Source organism: Streptomyces sp. NPDC001493, from assembly GCF_053597235.1.
Genome location: NZ_JBSFHV010000007.1, coordinates 73209 through 96983, shown reverse-complemented (window position 1 = coordinate 96983; position 23775 = coordinate 73209). Strand labels below are relative to the sequence as shown.

The following is a 23775-nucleotide window of genomic DNA, read 5'->3' as shown; positions in this document are numbered from 1 at the left end:
TGAACATTACGCCTTACGGCGTGAGCTGAAACCGGGTTCGACAGCTCCGTTTCGATCATTTTCCGATCCGGCCACAACGGTGCGCGCGCGTGCGGGAACTGCGAGGACCTTTCCGGTGGCCAGCAGAACGATGAGCGCGGCGACTCCGCCCGCTCCCGCGACGGCGAAACTCCAGGCCGTCCCGCCCAGCTCGACGGCCGGCCCCGCCACCGCCGTACCGGCCGCCGCGCCCACGCCGATGGTCGTCACCAGCCAGGAGAACGCCTCGGTCACGGTGCCCCGGGGTGCGTGCCGGTCGACCACGATGAACGAGCAGGCGATGGCCGGGGCGAGGAACACCCCGGCGAGGGCGGCGAGGGCCGTCATCGCGACCACGCCGGGCGTCAGCATCAGCGGCAGGTAGCCGAGGGCGAGCAGGGCGACGAGGGAGCGGAGCCGCCGCTCGGGCGCACCGGCCCACTGCCGGGCCCCGTACACCGCGCCGCCGATGAGCGCGCCGAGGCCGAGCGCCGCCATCAGCCAGCCGTACACCGACTCGCGGCCCTGGTCGTCGGCGTAGGCGACGCCCGCCACGGTGATCGAGCCGAGCGCGATCCCGACGAAGAAGAGCGCGCCGAGGAGGGCGAGGAGTCCGGGCGAGCGCAGGGCGCCGAGCCAGTGGGCCTCGCGGGGTGCGGACCGCCAGGTGCGGGAGGGCTCGGACAGGACCACCGAGAGCGCCCCGAGGACCCCGGCGGCGTTGACGACGAGGAGCGCCACGGCGGGCGACCAGAGCGACACCAGCAGGGTCACCAGCAGCGGCCCCGCGGTGAACATGACCTCCTGGGCGACCGCGTCCAGCGCGTAGGCGCGGTGCACCCGCTCCTCGCGCTGCCCGAGGACGGAGGGCCAGAGCGCGCGCAGTCCGCCCTCCAGGGGCGGGGTGGCGACCCCGGCGACGACGACCGCCGCGTAGGCGAGCGGCAGCGGGTCCAGGCCCACCAGGGCCAGCAGCACCATGCCGAGGGCGGAGACGACCGACGCCGGCAACTGCACGCGCGGCTGGCCGTACAGGTCCACAGCCCGGCCGAGGAGCGGCTGCCCGACCGCCGTGGCGAGGCCGTACGCGGCGGCGAGCCCGCCGGCCAGCGAGTAGCTGCCGCCCTCGGCCCGGATGAAGAGCACGATCGCGATCGGGGCGATGCCGTTCGGCAGCCGCCCCACCAGGGTTCCGGTGAGCAGCCGGGCCGCGTGCCGCTCCCGGAGGATGTCCAGATATCCCGCGGCCATTCCCGCCCCTCTCCCCCGGTACGGGCCCGCGCCCGCCCGAGGTTTTACGTATAACGTCGAGGGTCATACGTACCATGTGCGCAGTCCGCCGGTCCACCGCGCGGCACCGGCCGCCCGGCCGGAACCGATCGGTCGGCACCGCCACCACCCGCACGGAGGCCCCAGTGAGCAGCCCGTCCCAGCCGGCCCCGGCCCGCCCCACCAGCCGGGACGTGGCGCGGGTCGCGGGGGTGTCGCAGGCGACGGTCTCCCTGGTACTGGGCGGCAAGTGGTCCGGCCGGGTGTCGGAAGCCACCGCCGAGCGGGTCCGGGCCGGCGCACGCGAGCTCGGCTACCGGCCCAACCTCGCCGCCCGCAGCCTGCGCCTGGGCCGGACCAGGACCGCGCTGCTGGTGGTGCCCGCGCTCACCCACGAGTTCTTCGCCCGGGTCTACACGGGTGCCGCCTCGGTCGCCGCGGACCACGACTTCGGCGTGGTGCTCTACCCGTCGCCCGACGGCACCGGACCGGCGAAGGACCCCTTCGCCAGCGCCCGCGCGGCGCTCGACGGGGTGATCGCCTCCTCCATGGCGACCGAGGCCCTCGGGGCGCTGGGCGGTACGGAGCTGCCGCTGGTGATGCTGGACAGCGACCCGTCCGGGGCGGGTGCGGCGGCCCAGGTGAACCTCGACATCGCGGACGGAATGCGCCAGGTCGCGGAGCACCTGCTCGCCCTCGGCCACCGCCGCTTCACGCACGTGGCCGCCGCCGTCGACTCGTGGACCTTCGCGGTGCGCGCCCGCGCCCTGCGCGAGGCGCTCGCCGCCGTGCCCGGCACCTCGCTGCGCACGGTCGCCTCGCCGCTGGAGGTCTCCGGCGGGCTGCGGGCGGCCGAGGCGGCGCTGACCGCGCCGGGGCCCCGGCCGACCGCGCTGGTCTGCGACGGGGACGTGCTGGCGGCGGGCGCCTGCAAGGCGGCACGGCGGCTGGGCCTGCGGGTGCCCGACGACCTGTCCGTGTCGGGCTTCGACGACCTGGCGCTCGCCACCGCGGTGGAACCCGAGCTGACCACGGTGGCCCTCCCCGCGGAGCAGGTCGGCGAGCGGGGCATGGCGGCTCTGCTCGCGGTGCTGGAGGGCCGCCCCGCCCGCACCGGCAGCCTGCCGGTGGAGCTGGTGGTGCGCGGCTCCACCGCCCCGCCGCCGGCGGGCGGATGACATGACGGTGCCCGGGTCTCGTCCGTCGGACCAGACCCGGGCACCGTCATGTCGTCCGTCGCGGACTACTCCTCGGCGGAACCGCTCGTCCCCTCGGACTCCTCCGTGTCGGACGGTGCGTCCGTGGGCGTGGTGGCCGCGGCGCCGTCGGCCTCCAGCAGCCGCGCGAGCTGCCGTCCGACGATCCGCTTGAACTTGCGCTGCTGGGGCCGGGTCCGGTCCAGCACCGCGACCTCCAGCCGCTCCGCGGGGATCTCCCGCTCGCTGCCGTTGGGGTCGCGGGAGAGCGCCTGCACGGCGAGCTTGAGCGCCTCGGCGAGCGTCATGCCGTCGCGGTGCCGCTGGTCGAGGAAGGTGCTGATCTGCTCGGCGTTCCCGCCGACCGCGACCGACCCGTGCTCGTCCACGATCGAGCCGTCGTGCGGCAGCCGGTAGATCTGGTCGCCCTCGGGCTCGGCGCCGACCTCGGCGACGACCAGCTCCACCTCGTACGGCTTCTCGGCCGCGCTGGAGAAGATGGTGCCGAGCGTCTGCGCGTAGACGTTGGCCAGCCCACGGGCCGTCACGTCGTCGCGGTCGTAGGTGTATCCGCGCAGATCGGCGTAGCGCACCCCGCCGATGCGGAGGTTCTCGTACTCGTTGTACTTGCCGGCGGCGGCGAAGCCGATCCGGTCGTAGATCTCGCTGAACTTGTGCAGCGCGCGGGACGGGTTCTCGCCGACGAACACAATGCCGTCGGCGTACTGCAGCACAACCAGGCTGCGACCGCGGGCGATGCCTTTGCGGGCGTATTCCGCCCGGTCGGCCATGGCCTGCTGGGGTGAGACATAGAACGGCGTCGACACCGGCTATCCGTCCCTTTCTGTCAGTGACGAGTGCATCTCGAAATCCCCGGAACCCCGGGCCGGATCAGAGCAGAGCCGCGCGCGGGCCGTCGGGGTGTTCGAGGCGGCGCTCCAGGATCTCGCGGGCGATCGCGGAGGACTCCCCGTCCGACAGCCGGCGGAAGCCCTCGTCGGTGATGACGGTGACGATCGGGTAGATGCGGCGCGCCACGTCGGGGCCGCCGGTCGCGGAGTCGTCGTCCGCTGCGTCGTACAGGGCCTGCACGACCAGGGTGAGCGCCTGGGACTCCGTCAGGTCCTCGCGGTAGAGCTTCTTCATGGAGCCCCGGGCGAAGAGCGAGCCGGAGCCGGTGGAGGCGTATCCGGCGTGCTCCTCGGAGCGTCCGCCGGTGACGTCGTAGGAGAAGATCCTGCCCCGGCCCTTGTCGACGTCGTAGCCGGCGAAGAGGGGGACGACCGCGAGTCCCTGCATGGCCATCGCCAGGTTGCCGCGGATCATCGTGGAGAGGCGGTTGGCCTTGCCCTCCAGCGAGAGCTGGGCGCCCTCGACCTTCTCGAAGTGCTCCAGCTCCAGCTGGAACAGCTTGACCATCTCCACCGCGAGACCGGCGGTGCCCGCGATGCCGACGGCGGAGTACTCGTCGGCGGGGAACACCTTCTCGATGTCGCGCTGGGCGATCATGTTGCCCATGGTCGCCCGCCGGTCACCGGCGAGCACCACGCCGCCGGGGAACGAGGCCGCGACGATGGTCGTCCCGTGCGGCGCCTCGACGGCTCCCTTGAGCGGCGGGAGGTTCCGGTTGCCCGGGAGCATCGCGGGTGCGTGGTCGGACAGGAAGTCCATGAACGAGGACGAACCCGGCGTCAGGAACGCAGCTGGTAGACGCCCGGTGTGACGAGTGTTGGCTTCCACGCGTTTCCCTCCAGGTATGCATGCGACGGCCCGCCGGGGTCGGGACGGACGCCCGATGCGCCGATGGCCGGTGTGCGGTTGAAGCACCGTACGTCACGGACCCTACCCGCCCGGTGGCGGTGATCCACCTGTACGGGGGAAGCGGCCGGCGGAGCTGTTCGTCGCCCCGGCCGCCTCTCCCGCGACGGCCTGCGGCCGCCGGTGACCTCCCGGTCAGCGGCGGCACGCGTCCGAGGAGCCGGTCCGGCGGTTCAGGGCGCCGGGCGCCCGCTCACCGCCGGTGACCGGCGCGCGGAACAGGTGTTGTCCGCGCGGACTACTCCCCGCCCTTCTGTACGAAGCTCCGCACGAAGTCCTCGGCGTTCTCCTCCAGGACGTCGTCGATCTCGTCCAGGACCGAGTCGACGTCGTCGCTCAGCTTCTCCTGGCGCTCCTTGAGGTCCTCCGAAGCCTGCGCTTCCTGCGCCTGCTCCTCGGTCTCCTCGGTGGAGCGCGTCGCCTTCTGCTGTCCGCCGCCGGTGTCCTTGGTCGCCATCTAGCTCACCCCGCTCGGTTCGAAGCATTCGAAGCTCTTGATCAGACCCTACCCACGGGGTCCGACATCGGCCCGGTACTTTTCCAACGTCCGGGCCCTGGTCCGATCATTCCCCTCCGGCGGCCCGTTCAGCCGCCGGACAGCACCCGGACCAGCTCCTCCGCCGTGCGGCAGCGGTCCAGGAGGTTCTTGACGTGCTCCCGCGTCCCGCGCAGCGGCTCCATGGTGGGCACCCGTTGCAGAGAGTCATGGCCCGGCAGGTCGAAGATGACCGAGTCCCAGGAGGCGGCGGCCACGTCGTCGGCGTACTGGTCCAGGCAGCGGCCCCGGAAATAGGCCCGGGTGTCCTCCGGGGGCTTCGTACGCGCCCTGGCGACCTCGTCCTCCGTCAGCAGGCGTTTCATCCGCCCGCCGGCCACGAGGCGGTTGTAGAGCCCCTTGTCGGCCCGTACGTCCGCGTACTGGAGGTCCACCAGGTGCAGGCGCGGGGCGTCCCACTCCAGGCCGTCCCGCCGCCGGTAACCGTCCATGAGGGCCCGTTTGGCCACCCAGTCCAGCTCCCCCGACAGGCTCATCGGGTCGTTCTCCAGGCGGTTGAGGGTGTCCTCCCAGCGCAGCAGGACGTCCCGGGTCTGCTCGTCGGCGTCGGCGCCGTACCGCTCCTCGACGTACTTGCGGGCCAGCTCGAAGTACTCCATCTGGAGCTGCACCGCGGTGAGTGTGCGGCCGCTGCGGAGCGTGATCAGGTGCTGGAGGGACGGGTCGTGCGAGACCTGGTGCAGGGTCCGTACGGGCTGGTCGACGGCGAGGTCCACGTTGATGAACCCGTCCTCGATCATCGAGAGGACCAGGGCGGTGGTGCCGAGCTTCAGATAGGTCGAGATCTCGGAGAGATTGGCGTCGCCGATGATGACGTGCAGCCTGCGGTACTTCTCCGCGTCGGAGTGCGGCTCGTCCCGGGTGTTGATGATGGGGCGCTTGAGCGTCGTCTCCAGCCCCACCTCCACCTCGAAGTAGTCGGCGCGCTGGCTGAGCTGGAAGCCGTGGTCGCGGCCGTCCTGCCCGATCCCGACCCGGCCCGCCCCGGTGACGACCTGGCGGCTGACGAAGAACGGGGTCAGATGGCGCACGATGTCCGAGAAGGGGGTGTCCCGTCTCATCAGGTAGTTCTCGTGCGTGCCGTAGGAGGCGCCCTTGTTGTCGGTGTTGTTCTTGTAGAGGTGGATCGGCTGGGCGCCGGGGATGGCGGCGGCCAGTTCGGCGGCCTCGGCCATGATGCGCTCGCCGGCCTTGTCCCAGAGGACCGCGTCCCGCGGGTTGGTGATCTCGGGGGAGCTGTATTCGGGATGCGCGTGGTCGACGTAGAGCCGGGCACCGTTGGTCAGGATGACGTTGGCCAGACCGATGTCCTCGTCGGTGAGCTGGCTGGAGTCGGCGGTCTCGCGGGCGAGGTCGAAGCCTCGCGCGTCCCGCAGCGGATTCTCCTCCTCGAAGTCCCAGCGGGCGCGGCGCGCCCGGTGCATCGCCGCCGCGTAGGCGTTGACGATCTGGGACGAGGTGAGCATGGCATTGGCGTTGGGGTGGCCGGGGACGGAGATCCCGTACTCCGTCTCGATGCCCATTACTCGCCGTACGGTCATGCGGCCCTCCTTGCCCGGCGTCGTCCCCTCCGGGAACGGCGCTCAAGTACCGCTGCTTGTCCGATTGCGTGCGCGGTCGTCCGGCCCCGCACTGCGCGGTCGGCGGTACGTCAGAGCCTAGAACGCCTCTGCCCCGGTGGGGAGATCCATTACGTCTTTGTTCGGATGCGGCGCGAATACGGCGGCGACTCCGGGGAAAACAGCCGGCTGCGGTTGCCCCGTGGGGCAGCCGCAGCCGGTCCGCTCGTTACAGGTACTGACCGGTGTTCGCGACCGTGTCGATGGACCGGCCGGTGTCCGCGCCCTGCTTTCCGGTGACGAGCGTGCGGATGAAGACGATCCGCTCGCCCTTCTTTCCGGAGATCCTGGCCCAGTCGTCCGGGTTGGTGGTGTTGGGCAGGTCCTCGTTCTCCTTGAACTCGTCCACGCACGCCTGGAGGAGATGGGAGACGCGAATGCCCTTCTGGCCTTCTTCGAGGAATGCCTTGATGGCCATCTTCTTGGCCCGGTCGACGATGTTCTGGATCATCGCGCCGGAGTTGAAGTCCTTGAAGTAGAGGACTTCCTTGTCACCGTTGGCGTAGGTGACTTCGAGGAACCGGTTCTCCTCGGATTCCGTGTACATCCGCTCCACCACGGACTGGATCATGGCGTGGGCGGCGGCCGGCTTGGAGCCGGCGTGCTCGGCGAGATCGTCCGAGTGCAGCGGGAGCGAGGAGGTCAGGTACTTCGCGAAGATGTCCTTCGCGGCCTCCGCGTCCGGACGCTCGATCTTGATCTTCACGTCGAGGCGGCCGGGCCGGAGAATGGCCGGGTCGATCATGTCCTCGCGGTTGGAGGCGCCGATGACGATGACGTTCTCCAGCCCTTCCACACCGTCGATCTCGGCGAGCAGCTGCGGGACGATGGTGTTCTCCACGTCCGAGCTGACGCCGCTGCCGCGGGTACGGAAAAGGGATTCCATCTCGTCGAAGAAGACGATGACGGGGGTGCCCTCGCTCGCCTTCTCCCGGGCACGCTGGAAGACGAGGCGGATGTGCCGCTCGGTCTCACCGACGTACTTGTTGAGGAGCTCGGGGCCCTTGATATTGAGGAAGTAGCTCTTCCCCGTGGGCTGACCGGTCACCTCGGCGACCTTCTTGGCGAGCGAGTTGGCGACGGCCTTGGCGATGAGCGTCTTGCCGCAGCCGGGCGGACCGTAGAGCAGGATGCCCTTCGGCGGACGGAGTTCGTGTTCCTTGAAGAGGTCGGGGTGGAGGTACGGGAGCTCGACCGCGTCGCGGATCAGCTCGATCTGGTCGCCCAGACCGCCGATCTTGTCGTAGTCGATGTCCGGGACCTCTTCGAGGACGAGTTCCTCGACCTCGCTCTTGGGCACCACTTCGTAGACGTAACCGGACCTGGGTTCCAGCAGGAGCGCGTCGCCGGGGCGGATGGTGATGTCGAGCAGCGGCTCGGCGAGCCGCACCACCCGTTCCTCGTCGGTGTGCCCGATCACCAGGGCGCGCTCGCCGTCCTCAAGGATCTCCTTGAGAGTGACGATGTCCCCGGCCCGCTCGAATTCCATGGCCTCGACCACGTTGAGCGCTTCGTTGAGCATGACTTCCTGGCCTCGACGGAGGCCTTCGAGCTCGACGCTGGGGCTGACGTTCACCCGGAGCTTGCGGCCCCCGGTGAAGATGTCGCAGGTACCGTCCTCATTGGCCTGCAGGAACACGCCGAAACCGGCAGGCGGCTGCGCGAGCCTGTCGACCTCCTCCTTGAGGGCCACGATCTGGTCGCGGGCCTCGCGGAGCGTATGGGCGAGCCGTTCGTTCTGTGCGGTCACACCGGACAGACTGGTCTGCAACTCGACGACCCGCTCTTCGAGAATTCTCGAATGACGCGGAGAGTCGGCGAGCTTACGTCGCAGGACGGCGATTTCCTGCTCAAGATAGGCGACCTGGCCCGACGGGTCTTCTGACCCCCGCCCGGGCCGGATGCCGCGGTTGATGTCGTCGTCGTGGGCTGCCACGGTCCTCACCTCCTCCAAGGGGAGCTGGACGCTTCCTGACCCTACCTGCGTGGGTGGTGATTGAAACCCCTAGATCACAAAGACTGCGGGGTGTGTCCGATCTTCACCCTTGCTCTCCCCCTCGTGCCAAGGGAATACCCACCCTTGGGCACGTGAAAGCAGCCAGTTGTATCGTCGAACCGTTCAACACCCGTCAGGGCTGGCTTCAATTGGTTGAGATACGCAGGGATCGGCAGGACATATGACCGCGCAGCAGGACTCGCCCGGCGCGAGCGACACCGAGGATCTGGAGGTCTGGATCGACCAGGACCTCTGCACGGGCGACGGGATCTGCGTCCAGTACGCCCCCGAAGTGTTCGAGCTGGACATCGACGGGCTGGCGTACGTGAAGAGCGCCGACGACGAGCTGCTCCAGGAGCCGGGCGCGACCACGCGGGTCCCGCTGCCGCTGCTGACGGACGTGGTGGATTCGGCCAAGGAGTGCCCCGGCGACTGCATCCACGTACGTCGAGTTTCGGACAGCGTCGAGGTGTACGGGCCGGACGCGGCGTAGGCGGCGTCCGGCGGGCGGCCCGGGCCGGTCAGACGCCGGCGTCGGCTCGCGCGACGGACCGGACGAAGGCTCCGCCCGACCAGCGCCAGGTGGTCTCCTCGCGCTGGTCGGGGCAGCAGCTGGGCACCTGGTTCGAGGAGTAGCCGAGCGTGGTCGCGGAGACGACCGCGTTCTCGACGGCGAGTTCACCGACCGTCAGCCGCAGAGCGGGGTCCACCAGGGTCGCCACGACCCGGGGTGCGGCCCCGCTTCCGTGCGTCAGGACGTAGAGGGCGTCCGGCGGGGTGCCCGAGCCGGCGGCGCAGTGGACGGCCACCACGGTCTCGGGCTTCCCGTCGCCGTCCAGATCGCCCCGGGCCTGCCGTCCCACGGCCTGGCCCACGCTCCCGCACACGAGCGGGAAGACCACGCCGGCGGGGTCGGGGGCTTCGGCGGTACTGGTCCGGGGAGCCGCGGTACCGGCCGGAGCCGCGGTCGCGGCGGACGCGGACGCCGCGCCGTCGCCGGGCTGCAGCAGGCCGGCCACCGCGACGGTCGCGAACACCGCGGCGGCGGTGGCGAGCCAGTGCATCGCCCTGGAGTCGTTGTGCGCGAGATCCGGGAGTACGGAAGGCTGCACGCGGTCTGTCTCCTGATGTTTCCGGGGAGCATGTGGAACGTCCCTGCCGGGCATCGGCGGCAGGGGGTGGCCAGCATCGTGCCACACCTCACACGGGCGGGGAACAGCGGGGTGTGCGACGGCTTCCGCCGGGAACCGGAGGGCGGAACAGGAGGAGCACCGGTGCCGTGCCCGCTCCGGATCCGGAGCGGGGGTACGCGAAGGGCGCCGTCGCCCCGCCTGCCCGGGTCGGTCCGGGAGGGCGGGGCGGCGGCGCCCATCGCTGCACCGCGAGCCGGTCGTGGTGGTCGGTCACCACGGTCGGGTCGCGGTCGTCGGTGCCGCGCGACCTCGGTGGGTCACGCGGTCGGCCGGTGGCCGGGAGATCGCGTCCGTCAGTCGCGGGCGGCGGAACCGCTCCGGCCGCCGGGGCCGTCGTAGTCCTCGCCGTAGGCGCCCTTGGAGGGACGGCGGCGGCGCATCGGGGGCTCGACACCGTCGGCCAGGCGGCGGGCGGTCACCAGGAAGCCGGTGTGGCCGATCATCCGGTGGTCCGGACGGACGGCGAGGCCCTCGACGTGCCAGTTGCGGATCATCGATTCCCAGGGCTGCGGCTCGGCGAAGCAGCCGATCTCGCGGATGGACTCGACCGTCCGCGACAGCTGGGTGGTGGTGGCGACGTACGCGCAGACGATGCCACCGGGCACCAGCGCCTTGGAGACGGCCTCCAGGCACTCCCACGGGGCGAGCATGTCCAGGACGACCCGGTCCACCTCGGTGTCCGAGAGGTTGTCCTGGAGGTCACCGATGGTGAGCTGCCAGGCCGGGTGCGGGCTGCCGAAGTAGCGCTCCACGTTCTGCTGGGCGATCTCGGCGAAGTCCTCGCGGCGCTCGTAGGAGTGCAGCATGCCCTGCTCGCCGATGGCGCGGAGCAGGAAGGTGGAGAGCGCGCCCGATCCGACGCCCGCCTCCACGACGCGGGCGCCGGGGAAGATGTCGGCGAAGGCCAGGATCTGGCCGGCGTCCTTGGGGTAGACCACGGCGGCGCCGCGGGGCATGGAGAGGACGTAGTCGGGGAGCAGGGGGCGCAGCGCGAGATAGGCGACGTTTCCCGTGGTACGGACAACACTGCCCTCGGGAGCACCGATCAGCTCGTCGTGCGGGAAAGAACCCTTGTGGGTGTGGAAATTCTTTCCGGCTTCGAGCGTGAAGGTGTGGTGGCGTCCCTTGGGATCGGTGAGCTGTACTTGGTCCCCGACCTTGAAGGGCCCACGGCGGCGGGCGGCACCGGTCGGTTCAGACATGTGACCAGCGTACCGGTGTTTCCGGGGCCTCCTTCCGCCGGTGGACGGCGGGCGCCCGCCGGAGCCGGCCTCAGGACCCGGGGCGGGTCATGGCGGCGAGGAAGGCGCGTTCCACGTCGGTCGTGGAGAGGACGCCGTAGACCGCACCGGACTCCTCCACGACGAGGTACTCGGTCGCGGGGGTGGCGCGCAGCCGGTCCAGCAGTTCCTCGCCGGCGAGCTCGGCGGGGACGCGCATGCCCTCGTTGAGGTCCTGGGCGAGGCCGCCGACGGCGACCCAGGGGCGGCGGTGCTCGGGGACCCCGCCGATGGCGGACTCCCGGACGACGCCCTTCGGGGTGCCTTCCGGGTCGACGACGACGAGGGCGCGGGCCCCCGCCTCGTTGGCCCGGCGCAGCGCTTCGGAGAGCGGGGTGGCGGACTCGACGGGCACCGCGCGGCGGGTGAGGGTGCGGGCCCGGAGCTCGGGGAGGTGTTCGCGCAGCCGTGCCATGCGCAGGCTGTTGCCCGCGCCGGTCCAGATGATCCCGGCGAGGATGGCGGCGAGCAGGGCGTCGGTGACCGTCTCCATGCCGCCGATCTCGTCGGCCGAGCCGCCGGTGTGGGTGAGCAGCGGCAGGCCGACGAGTACGGCGACGGCGAGGCCCCGGCCGACCCAGGCGGCGACGACGGTGCCGCTCATGGGCTTGCCGGTGATCTTCCAGACGACCGCGCGCAGCATGCGTCCGCCGTCGAGCGGGAGCCCGGGCAGCAGGTTGAAGACGGCGACGATGAGGTTGGAGATCATCAGTCCGGCGAGCAGGACGCCGGGGACGGTGCCGGGCTCCACGAACTGCATGGAGAGATAGAACACTCCGGCCAGGACGAGGGAGAGGAGCGGCCCCACGAAAGCGAGGACGAACTCGCGCCCCGGGGTCTCGGTCTCCTTCTCGATCTCGGAGACACCGCCGAAGAACTGGAGCTGGATGCGGCGCACGGGCAGCTTGTACCGGAGGGCCGCGACGGTGTGCGCGAGTTCGTGGACCAGTACGGAGGCGTAGAAGGCGATGGCGAAGAAGAGGGCGACGAGGTAGCGGGCGGCGCCGAGCCCGGGCAGGACGCGGTCGAGCTGTCCTCCGAAGACCCAGGTGATGAGCGCCGCGACGACGAACCAGCTGGGGGCCACGTACACGGGCACCCCGAACGGGCGGCCCATCAGCAGGCCGCCGCCGGGTCCGGCGGGGCGGCGGGGGCGTTCCTTGCCCGGTCCGGGGTCGGTTCCCCCCGCGCCGGGCTGCCGGCGCCCGCTGTCGCCGCTCTGGTCGCTCTCGTCCACTGGGTCCTTCCGTCCGGGGCGTCTGAGTCGATCATGCAGTGCCCGAAGCTCTGCCGTCGATGGTATGCCGCCCGCTGTCAGTGGCGGGTCGTAGGGTCTGGGGCATGAGTTCCGCACCCCGGCCCCCCGCGCCGCCGTCCTCCCTGTCGCCGTCGCGGGCGAACGACTTCATGCAGTGCCCTTTGCTCTACCGCTTCCGCGTCATCGACAAACTGCCGGAGAAGCCGAGCGAGGCGGCCACCCGGGGAACCCTGGTGCACGCGGTGCTGGAGCGGCTCTTCGACGCGCCCGCCGCGGAGCGTACGGCGCCGAGGGCGCGGGCGCTGGTGCCGGGGCAGTGGGACCGGCTGCTGGAGTCGAAGCCGGAGCTGACGGAGCTCTTCGCCGAGGACACCGGGGGTGAGCGGCTCGCGGGGTGGCTGGGCGAGGCGGAGCGGCTGGTGGAGCGGTGGTTCTCGCTGGAGGACCCGACGCGGCTTGAGCCGGTTGAGCGCGAGATGTTCGTGGAGACGGAGCTGGAGTCGGGGCTGCGGCTGCGCGGGGTGATCGACCGCGTCGACATCGCGCCTACGGGCGAGGTCCGGATCGTCGACTACAAGACGGGGAAGGCGCCGCGTCCGGAGTACGCGGAGGGCGCGCTCTTCCAGATGAAGTTCTACGCGCTGGTGGTCTGGCGCCTCAAGGGCGTGGTGCCGCGCCGGCTCCAGCTGGTCTACCTCGGCAGCGGCGACGTCATGACGTACGACCCGGTGGTCGCGGACCTGGAGCGGGTGGAGCGGAAGCTGCACGCGCTCTGGGAGGCGATCCGGCTGGCGACGGAGACCGGCGAGTGGCGGCCGAGGCCGACCAAGCTCTGCGGCTGGTGCGACCACCAGGCGGTCTGTCCGGAATTCGGCGGGACTCCCCCGGTCTATCCGCTCCCCGTGGTGCTGCCGGAGTCCCGTGAGGATGGGGCGGGCAGAATGGGGCCGGTCGGGGCCGACGCCGGTCGGCCCGCGTCCCCAGACGGTTCCTGAGGAGTTCTTCGTGGCAATCCGCGTCCTGCTGGTCGACGACCAGCCACTGCTGCGCACCGGTTTCCGGATGATTCTGGAGGCCGAGGGCGATCTCGCGGTGGTCGGCGAGGCCGGCGACGGACTCCAGGCCATCGACCAGGTCCGGGCGCTCCAGCCGGACGTGGTGCTGATGGACATCCGGATGCCGAGGATGGACGGTGTGGAGGCGACCCGCCAGATCACCGGCCCGGACCGGAACGGCCCGGCGAAGGTCCTGGTGCTGACGACGTTCGATCTGGACGAGTACGTCGTGGAGGCGCTGCGCGCGGGCGCCAGCGGCTTCCTGCTCAAGGACGCCCCGGCCAACGAGCTGGTCCAGGCGATCCGGGTGGTGGCCGCGGGCGAGGCGATGCTCGCCCCGAGCGTCACCCGGCGGCTGCTCGACAAGTACGCCGACCACCTCCCGTCCGGCGAGGAGCCGGTCCCGGACGCCCTGCACCGGCTGACCGACCGCGAGGTCGAGGTGCTGAAGCTGGTGGCGCGCGGCCTGTCGAACGCGGAGATCGCGGCGGACCTCTTCGTCAGCGAGACGACGGTGAAGACGCACGTCGGGCACGTGCTGACCAAGCTCCAGCTCCGCGACCGGGTGCAGGCGGCGGTGTACGCGTACGAGAGCGGTCTGGTCCGGCCCGGCGCTCAGTAGTGGCGGGAGCGGTGCTGGACCGAGCGGTGGCCCGCCCGGCCCGGCGGGTCACCGCTCCGGTGTTCGCCGGGGATCGGCCACCCGGTTCCGGCCCGTGATCTCGAGGGCCCCGTCGCCCAGGGTGAGATGGCGGGCTCCCTCCTCGTCCACGGTGGTGCGGGGACGGGCGGCCCCTCGGAAGGCCTCGGTCCGCACGCGGAAGCGGGCGGGGTCCGGGGTCGCGTCCTCACGCAGGCGCCAGGCGGCCGGGTCGCCGTCCTCGGGCCCTGGCGGCACCGCCAGGTGGATCAGGCCCGATGCCTCCCGGTCCCCGCCGAACTGGTTGCGGTTCGAGGTGTACATGGCCAGCCGGAGCTCGGACCGCGCCGGTCCCGGACCATCGGGATCGGGCCGCGCCGGTGGGTCGCCGGCCGGGTGCTCGTCCGTCGGCGAGCGGTCGGGTGCGCCGACCCGGCCACTCAGCGCCTCGTGGAGTTCGGTCAGATGTTTCGACCGGCGGGCCTCGTCCCGGAGCACGGTGGCGAACCAGTGGGCCAGGCCGGGACCTCCGCGCCCGGCCCAGGTCCGGATCAGCTCGCGGAAGGCGGCCTCCCTGCGGTGGGGCAGTCGGTGTGCCCCCGCGGCGAGTATCGCCTCCCCCGCTCCGGCGAAGGCCCGGTGCAGGGCTCGTACCGGAATCTCTTCGCAGTGGCGGGGGAAGCGGACTCCGCGGATCTCCACCATGGCCTCACGCAGGACGGTCGCCGCCGCCCACGCGGCCGGGCCCAGATACCTCCACGGTGGCGACGCCGCCCCGGCGGAACGGTTCTCGCGACGCTCCTCGGTCGCGTCGGCCCGGCGCCCCGTGGCGGAGGCGTACCAGTAGGGGTCTTTGAGGCTGTAGTGCGCCGTGGCCGCGCGGAGTGCACCGCGGGTGCCGATACGGATCGACGCCTCGCCGGTGCTCGACCCGTCGAGCGAGGCGCCCGGGGCGTCGAGGGAGTCGAAGCTGACTTCCGCGACGTCCTCCAGCCACAGGTACAGATTCGCCTGGTCGGGCGGCTCACCTCCTCCGACCGGAAAAGAGCGGTCGACGTCCAGCCGGACGTGGCCCACGAGGCGGCTGCCCGCCAGCTCGACCCTCAGATCGTGGACCTGGGCCGTCGCCATGTCGTAGTCGGCCGCCAGCTCCCCCGCACTCGACCGTGTCAGCCGCTCGCCCATCGGTGCCATCACGTGTCCGCCGGGGTCGCGCCACGGCCCGCACCACGGTTCGGTCGGCGGAAGCAGCCGGTCCAGGGAGTGCCCGGCTGCCGCAGCACGCTCCAGTATCCAGGTCCGTCGCTGCTCACCGAGGTCGGCGAGCCACTTCAGCAGCACGCGTGCCCGGCGTTCGCGCCCGCGCCGGGTGAGGGCGGTCGCCGCACGGAACAGCGGGTAGGTTCCGTTGTCCCACACGTCGGCGGCCGCTCGGACGCTCTCGCGGTCGAAACGGCGGGCGTCCGCGGAGGCGTCGGCGATCTGCGTGAGCGAGCCGTCGAGCAGCGCCCCCAGTGCGGCGAGGGCGGAAGGGTCGCGGTCGCCCCTGCCGCGCACGCGGTTCGTGACCGCTCGGCCTGCCCTGTCGGAGCGCGCACCGGGCTCCGGGCTCCGGCCGGGATCCGCCGGGCCGATCAGCTCTGGTCCCCGTGGAAGGCCGGGGCCAGGACGAGCTTCTGCAGGAAGGCCAGGTCGACGTCTTCCAGCGAGCCGACGACCGCGCGTCCGGCGGCCGGTGCGATGGGCGCCACGGAGGGGACGGCCACGACCCGGCATCCGGCGGCCTCCGCCGAGGCGACGCCGGTGGCGGTGTCCTCGATGACGGCGCAGCGGGCCGGGTCGGCGCCGAATCCGGCGGCGGCCGCGAGGTAGGGATCGGGGTGCGGCTTGGTGCGGGCGACCTCGTCCCCGGCGATGGTCAGCGCGAAGTGGTGGTGGCCCACCGAGTCGAGGACCCGGTCGATGATCCGGCGGTGCGAGGCCGAGACGAGGGCGGTCGGCACGGAGTGGGCGGCGAGTTCGGCGAGCAGCCGGGCCGCGCCGGGCATGAGGGGGACGCCCCGTCCGATGCGCTTCTCGAAGCGGTCGTTCAGCAGGACGGTGAGCTCCTCCACCGCGATGTCCGCACCCGTCACGTCGATGAGGTAGCCGGCGCTGCGGGTCATCGGCCCGCCGACGACCACCTCGCGCCAGGACTCGTCGAGCCGGTGGCCGAGGTCGGCGAACACCTCGACCTCGGTGTCCCACCAGAAACCCTCGGTGTCCACCAGGGTGCCGTCCATGTCGAGAAGGACGGCCTGCAGGGTGGCACCGTCGGCCGTGCGGGTCAGGGACGCGGGGACCGTACTGGTCATGCGGCACACCTTCCGTGAGGGACGAGAAGGCCGGCCACCCTTCAGGGGAAGGGCGACCGGCCTCACTGGACCGACCAGTCTACGACTCGTCCGGCGTTCGCGCGTGAACGGTCCCGGGTGTTTTCCCGACGTGAGCACGTCGGGAAGGTGGCGCCCGGCGACCGTGCGCGGCGCGTCAGCGCGCGTTGAAGTACTTCGCCTCCGGGTGGTGGATGACGATCGCGTCCGTGGACTGCTCCGGGTGGAGCTGGAACTCCTCGGAGAGGTGGACGCCGATGCGCTCGGGCTGGAGCAGGTCGGCGATCTTGGCGCGGTCCTCCAGGTCCGGGCAGGCGCCGTAGCCGAGGGAGAAGCGCGCGCCGCGGTACTTCAGCGCGAACATGTCCTCGACGTGGGCCGGGTCCTCGCCGGAGTAGCCGAGCTCGGAGCGGACCCGGGCGTGCCAGTACTCGGCGAGGGCCTCGGCGAGCTGGACGGAGAGGCCGTGCAGCTCCAGGTAGTCCCGGTAGGCGTTGGCCTCGAAGAGCTTGGCGGTCTCGGCGCCGATCTTGGAGCCGACGGTGACGACCTGGAGGCCGACGACGTCCTTCTCGCCGGACTCCTCCGGGCGGAAGAAGTCGGCGAGGCAGAGGCGGCGGCCCCGGCGCTGTCGGGGGAAGGTGAAGCGGGTGCGCTCCGAGCCGTCCTCGTTCAGCAGGATCAGGTCGTCGCCCTTGGAGACGCAGGGGAAGTAGCCGTAGACCACGGCGGCTTCGAGCAGGTTCTCGCTCTGGAGCTTGTCGAGCCAGCCGCGCAGGTGCGGGCGGCCCTCGGTCTCCACGAGCTCCTCGTACGTCGGTCCGTCGCCGGCGCGGGCCTGCTTGAGGCCCCACTGGCCCTTGAAGAGCGCGCCCTCGTCGAGCCAGGAGGCGTACTCCTTGAGCTGGATGCCCTTGACGACGCGGGTGCCCCAGAACGGCGGGGTGGGTACCGGGTTGTCGGTGGCGACGTCGGAGCGGACGCCGGTCTCCGGCTCGGTGACCTCCAGGACGGCGGTGTCGCGCTTGGGCACCCGGCGCTGCTTGAGTTCGGGGAGCACGGCTCCGGGGACGCCGCGCTTGACGCCGATGAGGGCGTCCATCAGCCGGAGGCCCTCGAACGCGTCGCGGGCGTAGCGGACCTCGCCCTCGTAGATCTCGTGCAGGTCCTGCTCGACGTAGGCGCGGGTGAGGGCCGCGCCGCCGAGGATCACCGGGTACCGGGCGGCCAGCTTGCGCTGGTTCAGCTCCTCCAGGTTCTCCTTCATGATCACGGTGGACTTCACCAGGAGGCCGGACATGCCGATGACGTCGGCTTTGTGCTCCTCCGCGGCTTCCAGGATCGCGGAGACCGGCTGCTTGATGCCGATGTTGACGACGTTGAAGCCGTTGTTGGAGAGAATGATGTCGACGAGGTTCTTGCCGATGTCGTGGACGTCGCCGCGGACGGTGGCCAGCACGATGGTGCCCTTGCCCTCCGCGTCGGACTTCTCCATGTGCGGTTCCAGGTAGGCGACCGCGGTCTTCATGACCTCGGCGGACTGGAGCACGAACGGCAGCTGCATCTGGCCGGAGCCGAACAGCTCGCCGACCACCTTCATGCCTTCGAGCAGGGTGTCGTTGACGATGTCGAGGGCCGGACGGGTCTTCAGGGCCTCGTCGAGGTCGGCCTCCAGGCCGTTCTTCTCGCCGTCGATGATGCGGCGCTGGAGGCGCTCGTCGAGCGGCAGGGCGAGGAGCTCCTCGGCCTTGCCGGCCTTCATCGACTTCATGTTGACGCCCTCGAACAGCTCCATGAGCCGCTGCAGCGGGTCGTAGCCTTCGGCGCGGCGGTCGTAGATCAGGTCGAGGGCGACCTTGACCTGCTCCTCCTCCAGGCGGGCGATCGGCAGGATCTTCGAGGCGTGCACGATGGCGGAGTCGAGTCCGGCCTTGACGCACTCGTCGAGGAAGACGGAGTTCAGCACGACCCGGGCGGCCGGGTTGAGGCCGAAGGAGATGTTGGAGAGGCCCAGCGTGGTCTGGACGTCGGGGTGGCGCTTCTTCAGCTCGCGGATGGCGCCGATGGTGGCGATGCCGTCCTTGCGGGACTCCTCCTGACCGGTGCAGATGGTGAAGGTCAGGGTGTCGATGAGGATGTCCGACTCGTGGATGCCCCAGTTGCCGGTGAGGTCCGCGATGAGGCGTTCGGCGATGGCGACCTTGTGCTCGACGGTACGGGCCTGGCCCTCCTCGTCGATGGTGAGCGCGATCAGCGCGGCGCCGTGCTCGGACGCGAGCTTGGTGACCTTGGCGAAGCGGGACTCGGGTCCGTCGCCGTCCTCGTAGTTGACGGAGTTCAGGACGGCGCGGCCGCCGAGCTTCTCCAGACCGGCCTGCAGCACGGGGACCTCGGTGGAGTCCAGCACGATCGGCAGGGTCGAGGCGGTGGCGAAGCGCCCGGCCAGCTCCTCCATGTCGGCGACCCCGTCGCGGCCGACGTAGTCGACGCAGAGGTCGAGCATGTGCGCGCCCTCGCGGATCTGGTCGCGGGCCATCTCCACGCAGTCGTCCCAGCGGGCCTCCAGCATGGCCTCGCGGAACTTCTTGGACCCGTTGGCGTTCGTACGCTCACCGATGGCGAGGTACGAGGTGTCCTGGCGGAACGGGACGGTCTGGTAGAGCGAGGCGGCGCCGGGCTCGGGACGCGGGTCGCGGGTGGTGGGGACGGTGCCCCGGACGCGTTCGACGACCTGGCGCAGGTGCTCGGGGGTCGTACCGCAGCAGCCGCCGACCAGCGAGAGGCCGTACTCCTGGACGAAGGTCTCCTGGGCGTCGGCCAGGCCCTCGGGACCGAGCGGGAAGTGCGCGCCGTCCTTGGTGAGGACGGGCAGACCGGCGTTGGGCATGCAGAGCAGCGGGATGCGGGAGTGGCGGGTGAGGTAGCGCAGGTGCTCGCTCATCTCCGCCGGGCCGGTGGAGCAGTTCAGGCCGATCATGTCGACGCCGAGCGGTTCGAGCGCGGTCAGCGCGGCACCGATCTCCGAGCCGAGCAGCATGGTGCCGGTCGTCTCGAAGGCCAGCGAGACCAGCAGCGGGAGGTCGCTGCCCAGCGCCTCCAGCGCCCGGCGCGCGCCGAGGATGGCGGCCTTGGTCTGGAGGAGGTCCTGGGTGGTCTCGACGATGAGCGCGTCGGCGCCCCCGGAGATCAGACCCTCGGCGTTCTGCTGGAAGCCCTCGCGGAGCTGGGTGTACGGGGCGTGGCCCAGGGTCGGCAGCTTGGTGCCGGGGCCCATGGAGCCGAGCACCCACCGCTGCTGCCCGGTGGACGCGGTGAACGCGTCGGCGACCTCGCGGGCGATGCGCGCGCCGGACTCGGAGAGTTCGTGGATGCGCTCGGGAATGTCGTACTCGCCCAGGGCGGAGGAGTTCGCGCCGAAGGTATTGGTTTCGACACAGTCCACGCCGACCGCGAAGTACTCCTCGTGCACGGAGCGCACGATGTCGGGGCGGGTGATGTTGAGGATCTCGTTGCAGCCTTCGAGGTCCTGGAAGTCTTCGAGCGTGGGGTCCTGGGCCTGGAGCATGGTGCCCATGGCACCGTCGGCCACGACCACACGGGTGGCGAGTGCTTCGCGGAGTGCTTCGACCCTGTTCGGGCCGGCAGCGGAAGGGGTCGGCAACGAGGCCATGGATGATCTCCCAGGGATGCGACGGCTGTCGGCTTTGCGCACTTCAGGCGGAAGGCGCACCCGGCCAGCGTAGCCCGCTACCGGTGACCCCTGTGCGGGCGTCCCACCGACCGGACTGCATGCTGTGGCGGAAATGGTGTGGCGGGGAAGCGACGGAACACTGCCCCTTGCCCCGCGCGGAGGTCGACATGGGCCGATAGTGTTCAGCATTGTCGAACCGAGTGGACGAGTGGAGGAGTACGGCGCGATGGCCAAGAACATCCAGTCGCTGGAGCGGGCGGCGGCGATGCTGCGCCTGCTGGCGGGCGGCGAGCGCCGGCTCGGCCTCTCCGACATCGCCTCGTCCCTGGGCCTCGCCAAGGGAACGGCCCACGGCATCCTGCGCACTCTCCAGCTGGAGGGCTTCGTCGAGCAGGACCCCGCGTCCGGCCGCTACCAGCTGGGCGCGGAGCTGCTGCGCCTGGGCAACAGCTATCTGGACGTCCACGAGCTGCGCGCCCGGGCCCTCGTCTGGACCGACGACCTGGCCCGGTCGAGCGGCGAGAGCGTCCACCTCGGCGTGCTGCACCAGCACGGGGTGCTGATCGTGCACCACGTCTTCCGGCCGGACGACAGCCGCCAGGTGCTGGAGGTCGGCGCGATGCAGCCGCTGCACTCCACGGCCCTCGGCAAGGTGCTCGCCGCGTTCGACCCGGTGGCGCACAGCGAGGCGCTGGACGGCGAGCGGCGCTCCTTCACCGCCCGCACGGTCACCGCGCAGGACGCGTTCGAGGAGACGCTCTCGCTGACCCGGGCGCGCGGCTGGGCGGACGACGCGGAGGAGACCTGGGACGGGGTGGCGGCCGTGGCGGCCCCCATCCACGACGGCCGCCGGATGCCGGTCGGGGCGGTCGCGGTGACCGGCGCGGTGGAGCGGCTGCGCCCGGACGGCGAGCTGCGCCCCGAGCTGATCGCGGCGGTACGCGACTGCGCCCGGGCGGTCTCCCGCGACCTGGGGGCCGGCCGCTTCTGAGCCCGGGGCCCCGCCCGTACCCGATCCGCGCACGGGGCCCACGCACGCACGGGCCCGCACCCGGCCCGTACCCGGCACCTCCGAGCCCGCCCGTCTCCCCCGACCGGGCGGGCTCCCGCATGCGCGGCCCCCGCGCCGGCCGGTCGCCGTGGCCGGTCGCCTCCCCGTCGGCCGGCCGTTCTCCGCCGGAGCGCACCACCCGGTCCGAGTCGTATGCCACACCCCCTTGACTCCCACCTCGGCCGAGCGAAACACTGCCGTTCACCGGTCGGCATTGCCGAACGCCTCGCGACCATAGGCGTTAAGGTGTGGCAATGCCGAGGGCCGGTCAAGCCCCTGCAGGCGGCGCATCCCCTCGGCGGGGGCGTCATCTGGGGCGTGTACCCCCGGAGGGACCCGGTGGTGCGCATTCCTCTGGACGAAGGACAAAGGAGTCGCGGTGTCCAGCTCCGACATCTTCATCGGCGAGACCATCGGTACCGCCGTACTCATCCTGCTGGGCGGTGGTGTCTGTGCCGCCGTCACGCTCAAGCGCTCCAAGGCGAAGGGCGCGGGCTGGGTCGCCATCGCCTTCGGCTGGGGCTTCGCGGTGCTCACCGGCGCGTACCTGGCGGGCGGTGTGTCCGGGGCCCATCTCAACCCGGCCGTCACCATCGGCCTCGCGATCCAGGGCGGTACGCCGTGGAGCCAGGTGCCCCTCTACATCGGTTCGCAGCTGCTCGGTGCGGCCGTCGGAGCGGTCCTGGTGTGGGCCGTGTACTACGGGCAGTTCCGGGCCCACCTGACCGACCCGGAGATCACCGGCACCGAGAACCCCGCCGAGGGGATGGTCGACCAGACCACCGCGCCCGACGCGGGACCGGTGCTCGGCGTCTTCTGCACCAGCCCCGAGATCCGCAACGCCGTGCAGAACCTCGTCACCGAGATCATCGCCACCCTCGTGCTGGTGCTGGCCATCCTGACCCAGGGCCTCAACGACGACGGCAACGGGCTCGGCACGCTGGGCGCGCTCGTCACCGCCCTGGTCGTGGTCGGCATCGGGTTCTCCCTCGGCGGCCCGACCGGCTACGCGATCAACCCGGTCCGCGACCTCGGCCCGCGTATCGTGCACGCACTGCTGCCGCTGCCGAACAAGGGCGGCTCGGACTGGGGCTACGCGTGGGTACCCGTCGTGGGACCGCTCGTCGGCGGCGCCCTGGCCGGCCTCCTCTACAACGTCGCCTTCGCCTGATGCGCGAGAGCCCGGCAGACGCCTCCACCCACACCACCACAGACCCCGGGGAGCACACCGTGAACGACGCACACACCGCCGGCCCGTTCATCGCGGCCATCGACCAGGGCACCACCTCCACCCGCTGCATCGTCTTCGACAAGGACGGCCGGATCGTCTCGGTCGACCAGAAGGAGCACGAGCAGATCTTCCCGAAGCCCGGCTGGGTCGAGCACGACGCCACCGAGATCTGGGAGAACGTGCGCGAGGTGGTGGCCGGAGCCGTCGTCAAGGCGGGTGTCACGGCCGACGACGTGAAGGCCATCGGCATCACCAATCAGCGCGAGACCACGCTGCTGTGGGACCGGCACACCGGAGAGCCCGTCCACAACGCCCTCGTCTGGCAGGACACCCGTACCGACGCGCTCTGCAAGGAGCTCGGCCGCAACGTCGGCCAGGACCGCTTCCGCCGCGAGACCGGTCTGCCGCTCGCCTCCTACTTCGCCGGACCCAAGATCCGCTGGCTGCTCGACAACGTCGAGGGGCTGCGCGAGCGGGCCGAACGCGGGGACATCCTCTTCGGCACGATGGACTCCTGGGTCATCTGGAACCTCACCGGCGGCACCGACGGCGGCGTGCACGTCACCGACGTCACCAACGCCTCGCGCACCCTGCTGATGAACCTGCACAACCTGACGTGGGACGAGCGCATCCTGCGGTCCATGGACATCCCGGCCGCCGTCCTGCCGGAGATCCGCTCCTCCGCCGAGGTGTACGGGCTCGCCGCCGACGGGGTGCTCGCCGGGGTCCCGGTGGCCTCCGCGCTCGGCGACCAGCAGGCGGCGCTCTTCGGCCAGACCTGTTTCTCGGAGGGCGAGGCCAAGTCCACGTACGGCACCGGCACCTTCATGCTCATCAACACCGGCGGCACCCCGGTCAACTCCTACAACGGACTGCTGACCACCGTGGGCTACCGGATCGGCGACCAGCCGGCCGTGTACGCGCTGGAGGGGTCGATCGCCGTCACCGGTTCGCTGGTGCAGTGGATGCGCGACCAGATGGGGCTCATCAACTCGGCCGCCGAGATCGAGACCCTGGCCTCCTCGGTGGACGACAACGGCGGCGCGTACTTCGTGCCCGCCTTCTCCGGCCTGTTCGCCCCGTACTGGCGCCCCGACGCCCGGGGCGTCATCGCCGGGCTCACGCGGTACGTCACCAAGGCGCACATCGCCCGGGCCGTGCTGGAGGCCACCGCCTGGCAGACCCGCGAGATCAGTGACGCCATGACGAAGGACTCCGGCGTCGAGCTGACCGCGCTCAAGGTCGACGGCGGCATGACCTCCAACAACCTGCTGATGCAGATGCTCTCCGACTGCCTGGACGCGCCCGTGGTGCGCCCGATGGTCGCCGAGACCACCTGTCTCGGCGCCGCCTACGCCGCCGGTCTCGCCGTCGGCTTCTGGCCGGACACCGACGCGCTGCGCGCCAACTGGCGCCGGGCCGCCGAGTGGACACCCCGTATGGACGCGGCCACCCGTGACCGCGAGTACAAGAGCTGGCTCAAAGCGGTGCAGCGCTCCATGGGCTGGCTCGACGACACCGAGGAGTAGCAG

Annotated in this window: 19 protein-coding genes; 7 read left to right on the top strand and 12 right to left on the bottom strand. The window is 71.3% G+C overall.

Annotation, left to right across the window (positions count from 1 at the left end; all coding sequences use genetic code 11):
- Positions 1–6: 6 nt before the first annotated feature.
- Positions 7–1269, bottom strand: coding sequence for an MFS transporter (locus tag ACWCWD_RS12960; RefSeq protein WP_450772492.1), 1263 nt, complete (start codon positions 1267–1269; stop codon positions 7–9).
- A gap of 164 nt (positions 1270–1433) precedes the next feature.
- Between ACWCWD_RS12960 and ACWCWD_RS12955 the strand changes: the two genes are divergently transcribed.
- On the top strand, positions 1434–2465 hold the full coding sequence (locus ACWCWD_RS12955) for a LacI family DNA-binding transcriptional regulator (RefSeq protein WP_450772491.1): 1032 nt from the start codon (positions 1434–1436) through the stop codon (positions 2463–2465).
- Positions 2466–2530: 65 nt separating this feature from the next.
- On the opposite strand, the gene prcA is transcribed toward ACWCWD_RS12955, so the two are convergent.
- The 5 genes from prcA to arc all read right to left on the bottom strand — a co-directional run bounded on the left by prcA (position 2531) and on the right by arc (position 8412).
- A complete protein-coding gene (gene prcA / locus ACWCWD_RS12950) occupies positions 2531–3310 on the bottom strand; it encodes a proteasome subunit alpha (protein ID WP_450772490.1) in 780 nt (259 codons plus the stop codon).
- 64 nt (positions 3311–3374) lie between these two features.
- Positions 3375–4223 carry a proteasome subunit beta gene (prcB, locus tag ACWCWD_RS12945; protein WP_450772488.1) on the bottom strand — a complete coding sequence of 283 codons (849 nt, stop codon included), beginning with the start codon at positions 4221–4223 and terminating at the stop codon, positions 3375–3377.
- A 316-nt stretch (positions 4224–4539) separates the two neighbouring features.
- Positions 4540–4758: a ubiquitin-like protein Pup gene (locus ACWCWD_RS12940; protein WP_266702617.1), complete on the bottom strand. Its 219-nt coding sequence runs from the start codon at positions 4756–4758 to the stop codon at positions 4540–4542.
- Between the two features lie 128 nt (positions 4759–4886).
- Entirely contained in the window at positions 4887–6398 is a 1512-nt protein-coding gene (dop, locus tag ACWCWD_RS12935; protein ID WP_450772486.1) for a depupylase/deamidase Dop, read from the bottom strand.
- 247 nt (positions 6399–6645) lie between these two features.
- The gene (gene arc / locus ACWCWD_RS12930; RefSeq protein ID WP_450772484.1) at positions 6646–8412 is read right to left on the bottom strand and encodes a proteasome ATPase; all 1767 of its coding nucleotides are present in this window, start codon (positions 8410–8412) and stop codon (positions 6646–6648) included.
- Between the two features lie 241 nt (positions 8413–8653).
- On the opposite strand from arc, the gene ACWCWD_RS12925 reads away from it, so the two are divergent.
- On the top strand, positions 8654–8965 hold the full coding sequence (locus tag ACWCWD_RS12925) for a ferredoxin (RefSeq protein ID WP_327174846.1): 312 nt from the start codon (positions 8654–8656) through the stop codon (positions 8963–8965).
- A gap of 28 nt (positions 8966–8993) precedes the next feature.
- Here ACWCWD_RS12925 and ACWCWD_RS12920 read toward each other — a convergent pair whose 3' ends face one another.
- The 3 genes from ACWCWD_RS12920 to ACWCWD_RS12910 all read right to left on the bottom strand — a co-directional run bounded on the left by ACWCWD_RS12920 (position 8994) and on the right by ACWCWD_RS12910 (position 12182).
- Positions 8994–9584: a hypothetical protein gene (locus ACWCWD_RS12920; RefSeq protein ID WP_450772482.1), complete on the bottom strand. Its 591-nt coding sequence runs from the start codon at positions 9582–9584 to the stop codon at positions 8994–8996.
- Between the two features lie 374 nt (positions 9585–9958).
- Positions 9959–10867 carry a tRNA (adenine-N1)-methyltransferase gene (locus tag ACWCWD_RS12915; protein ID WP_450772481.1) on the bottom strand — a complete coding sequence of 303 codons (909 nt, stop codon included), beginning with the start codon at positions 10865–10867 and terminating at the stop codon, positions 9959–9961.
- Between the two features lie 70 nt (positions 10868–10937).
- The gene (locus ACWCWD_RS12910; protein ID WP_450772479.1) at positions 10938–12182 is read right to left on the bottom strand and encodes a site-2 protease family protein; all 1245 of its coding nucleotides are present in this window, start codon (positions 12180–12182) and stop codon (positions 10938–10940) included.
- A 104-nt stretch (positions 12183–12286) separates the two neighbouring features.
- On the opposite strand from ACWCWD_RS12910, the gene ACWCWD_RS12905 reads away from it, so the two are divergent.
- Positions 12287–13198 carry a RecB family exonuclease gene (locus tag ACWCWD_RS12905; protein WP_450772477.1) on the top strand — a complete coding sequence of 304 codons (912 nt, stop codon included), beginning with the start codon at positions 12287–12289 and terminating at the stop codon, positions 13196–13198.
- Between the two features lie 10 nt (positions 13199–13208).
- On the top strand, positions 13209–13880 hold the full coding sequence (locus ACWCWD_RS12900) for a response regulator (protein ID WP_390964908.1): 672 nt from the start codon (positions 13209–13211) through the stop codon (positions 13878–13880).
- A gap of 48 nt (positions 13881–13928) precedes the next feature.
- Here the strand turns inward: ACWCWD_RS12900 and ACWCWD_RS12895 are convergent, their stop codons facing one another.
- The 3 genes from ACWCWD_RS12895 to metH form a co-directional block, all read right to left on the bottom strand.
- Positions 13929–15455: a hypothetical protein gene (locus ACWCWD_RS12895; RefSeq protein ID WP_450772475.1), complete on the bottom strand. Its 1527-nt coding sequence runs from the start codon at positions 15453–15455 to the stop codon at positions 13929–13931.
- Positions 15456–15532: 77 nt separating this feature from the next.
- Entirely contained in the window at positions 15533–16252 is a 720-nt protein-coding gene (locus ACWCWD_RS12890; protein WP_450772474.1) for an HAD family hydrolase, read from the bottom strand.
- 175 nt (positions 16253–16427) lie between these two features.
- Positions 16428–19940 (bottom strand): methionine synthase, encoded by a 3513-nt coding sequence (metH, locus tag ACWCWD_RS12885; protein ID WP_450772473.1) that lies wholly within the window; start codon positions 19938–19940, stop codon positions 16428–16430.
- Between the two features lie 247 nt (positions 19941–20187).
- Here metH and ACWCWD_RS12880 point away from each other — a divergent pair, with 247 nt between their 5' ends.
- The 3 genes from ACWCWD_RS12880 (at position 20188) to glpK (ending at position 23772) form a co-directional block, all read left to right on the top strand.
- Entirely contained in the window at positions 20188–20952 is a 765-nt protein-coding gene (locus ACWCWD_RS12880) for an IclR family transcriptional regulator (protein ID WP_450772471.1), read from the top strand.
- A 439-nt stretch (positions 20953–21391) separates the two neighbouring features.
- On the top strand, positions 21392–22183 hold the full coding sequence (locus ACWCWD_RS12875) for an MIP/aquaporin family protein (protein WP_450772469.1): 792 nt from the start codon (positions 21392–21394) through the stop codon (positions 22181–22183).
- A 59-nt stretch (positions 22184–22242) separates the two neighbouring features.
- The gene (glpK, locus tag ACWCWD_RS12870) at positions 22243–23772 is read left to right on the top strand and encodes a glycerol kinase GlpK (protein WP_450772467.1); all 1530 of its coding nucleotides are present in this window, start codon (positions 22243–22245) and stop codon (positions 23770–23772) included.
- The last annotated feature ends 3 nt before the right edge of the window (positions 23773–23775 follow it).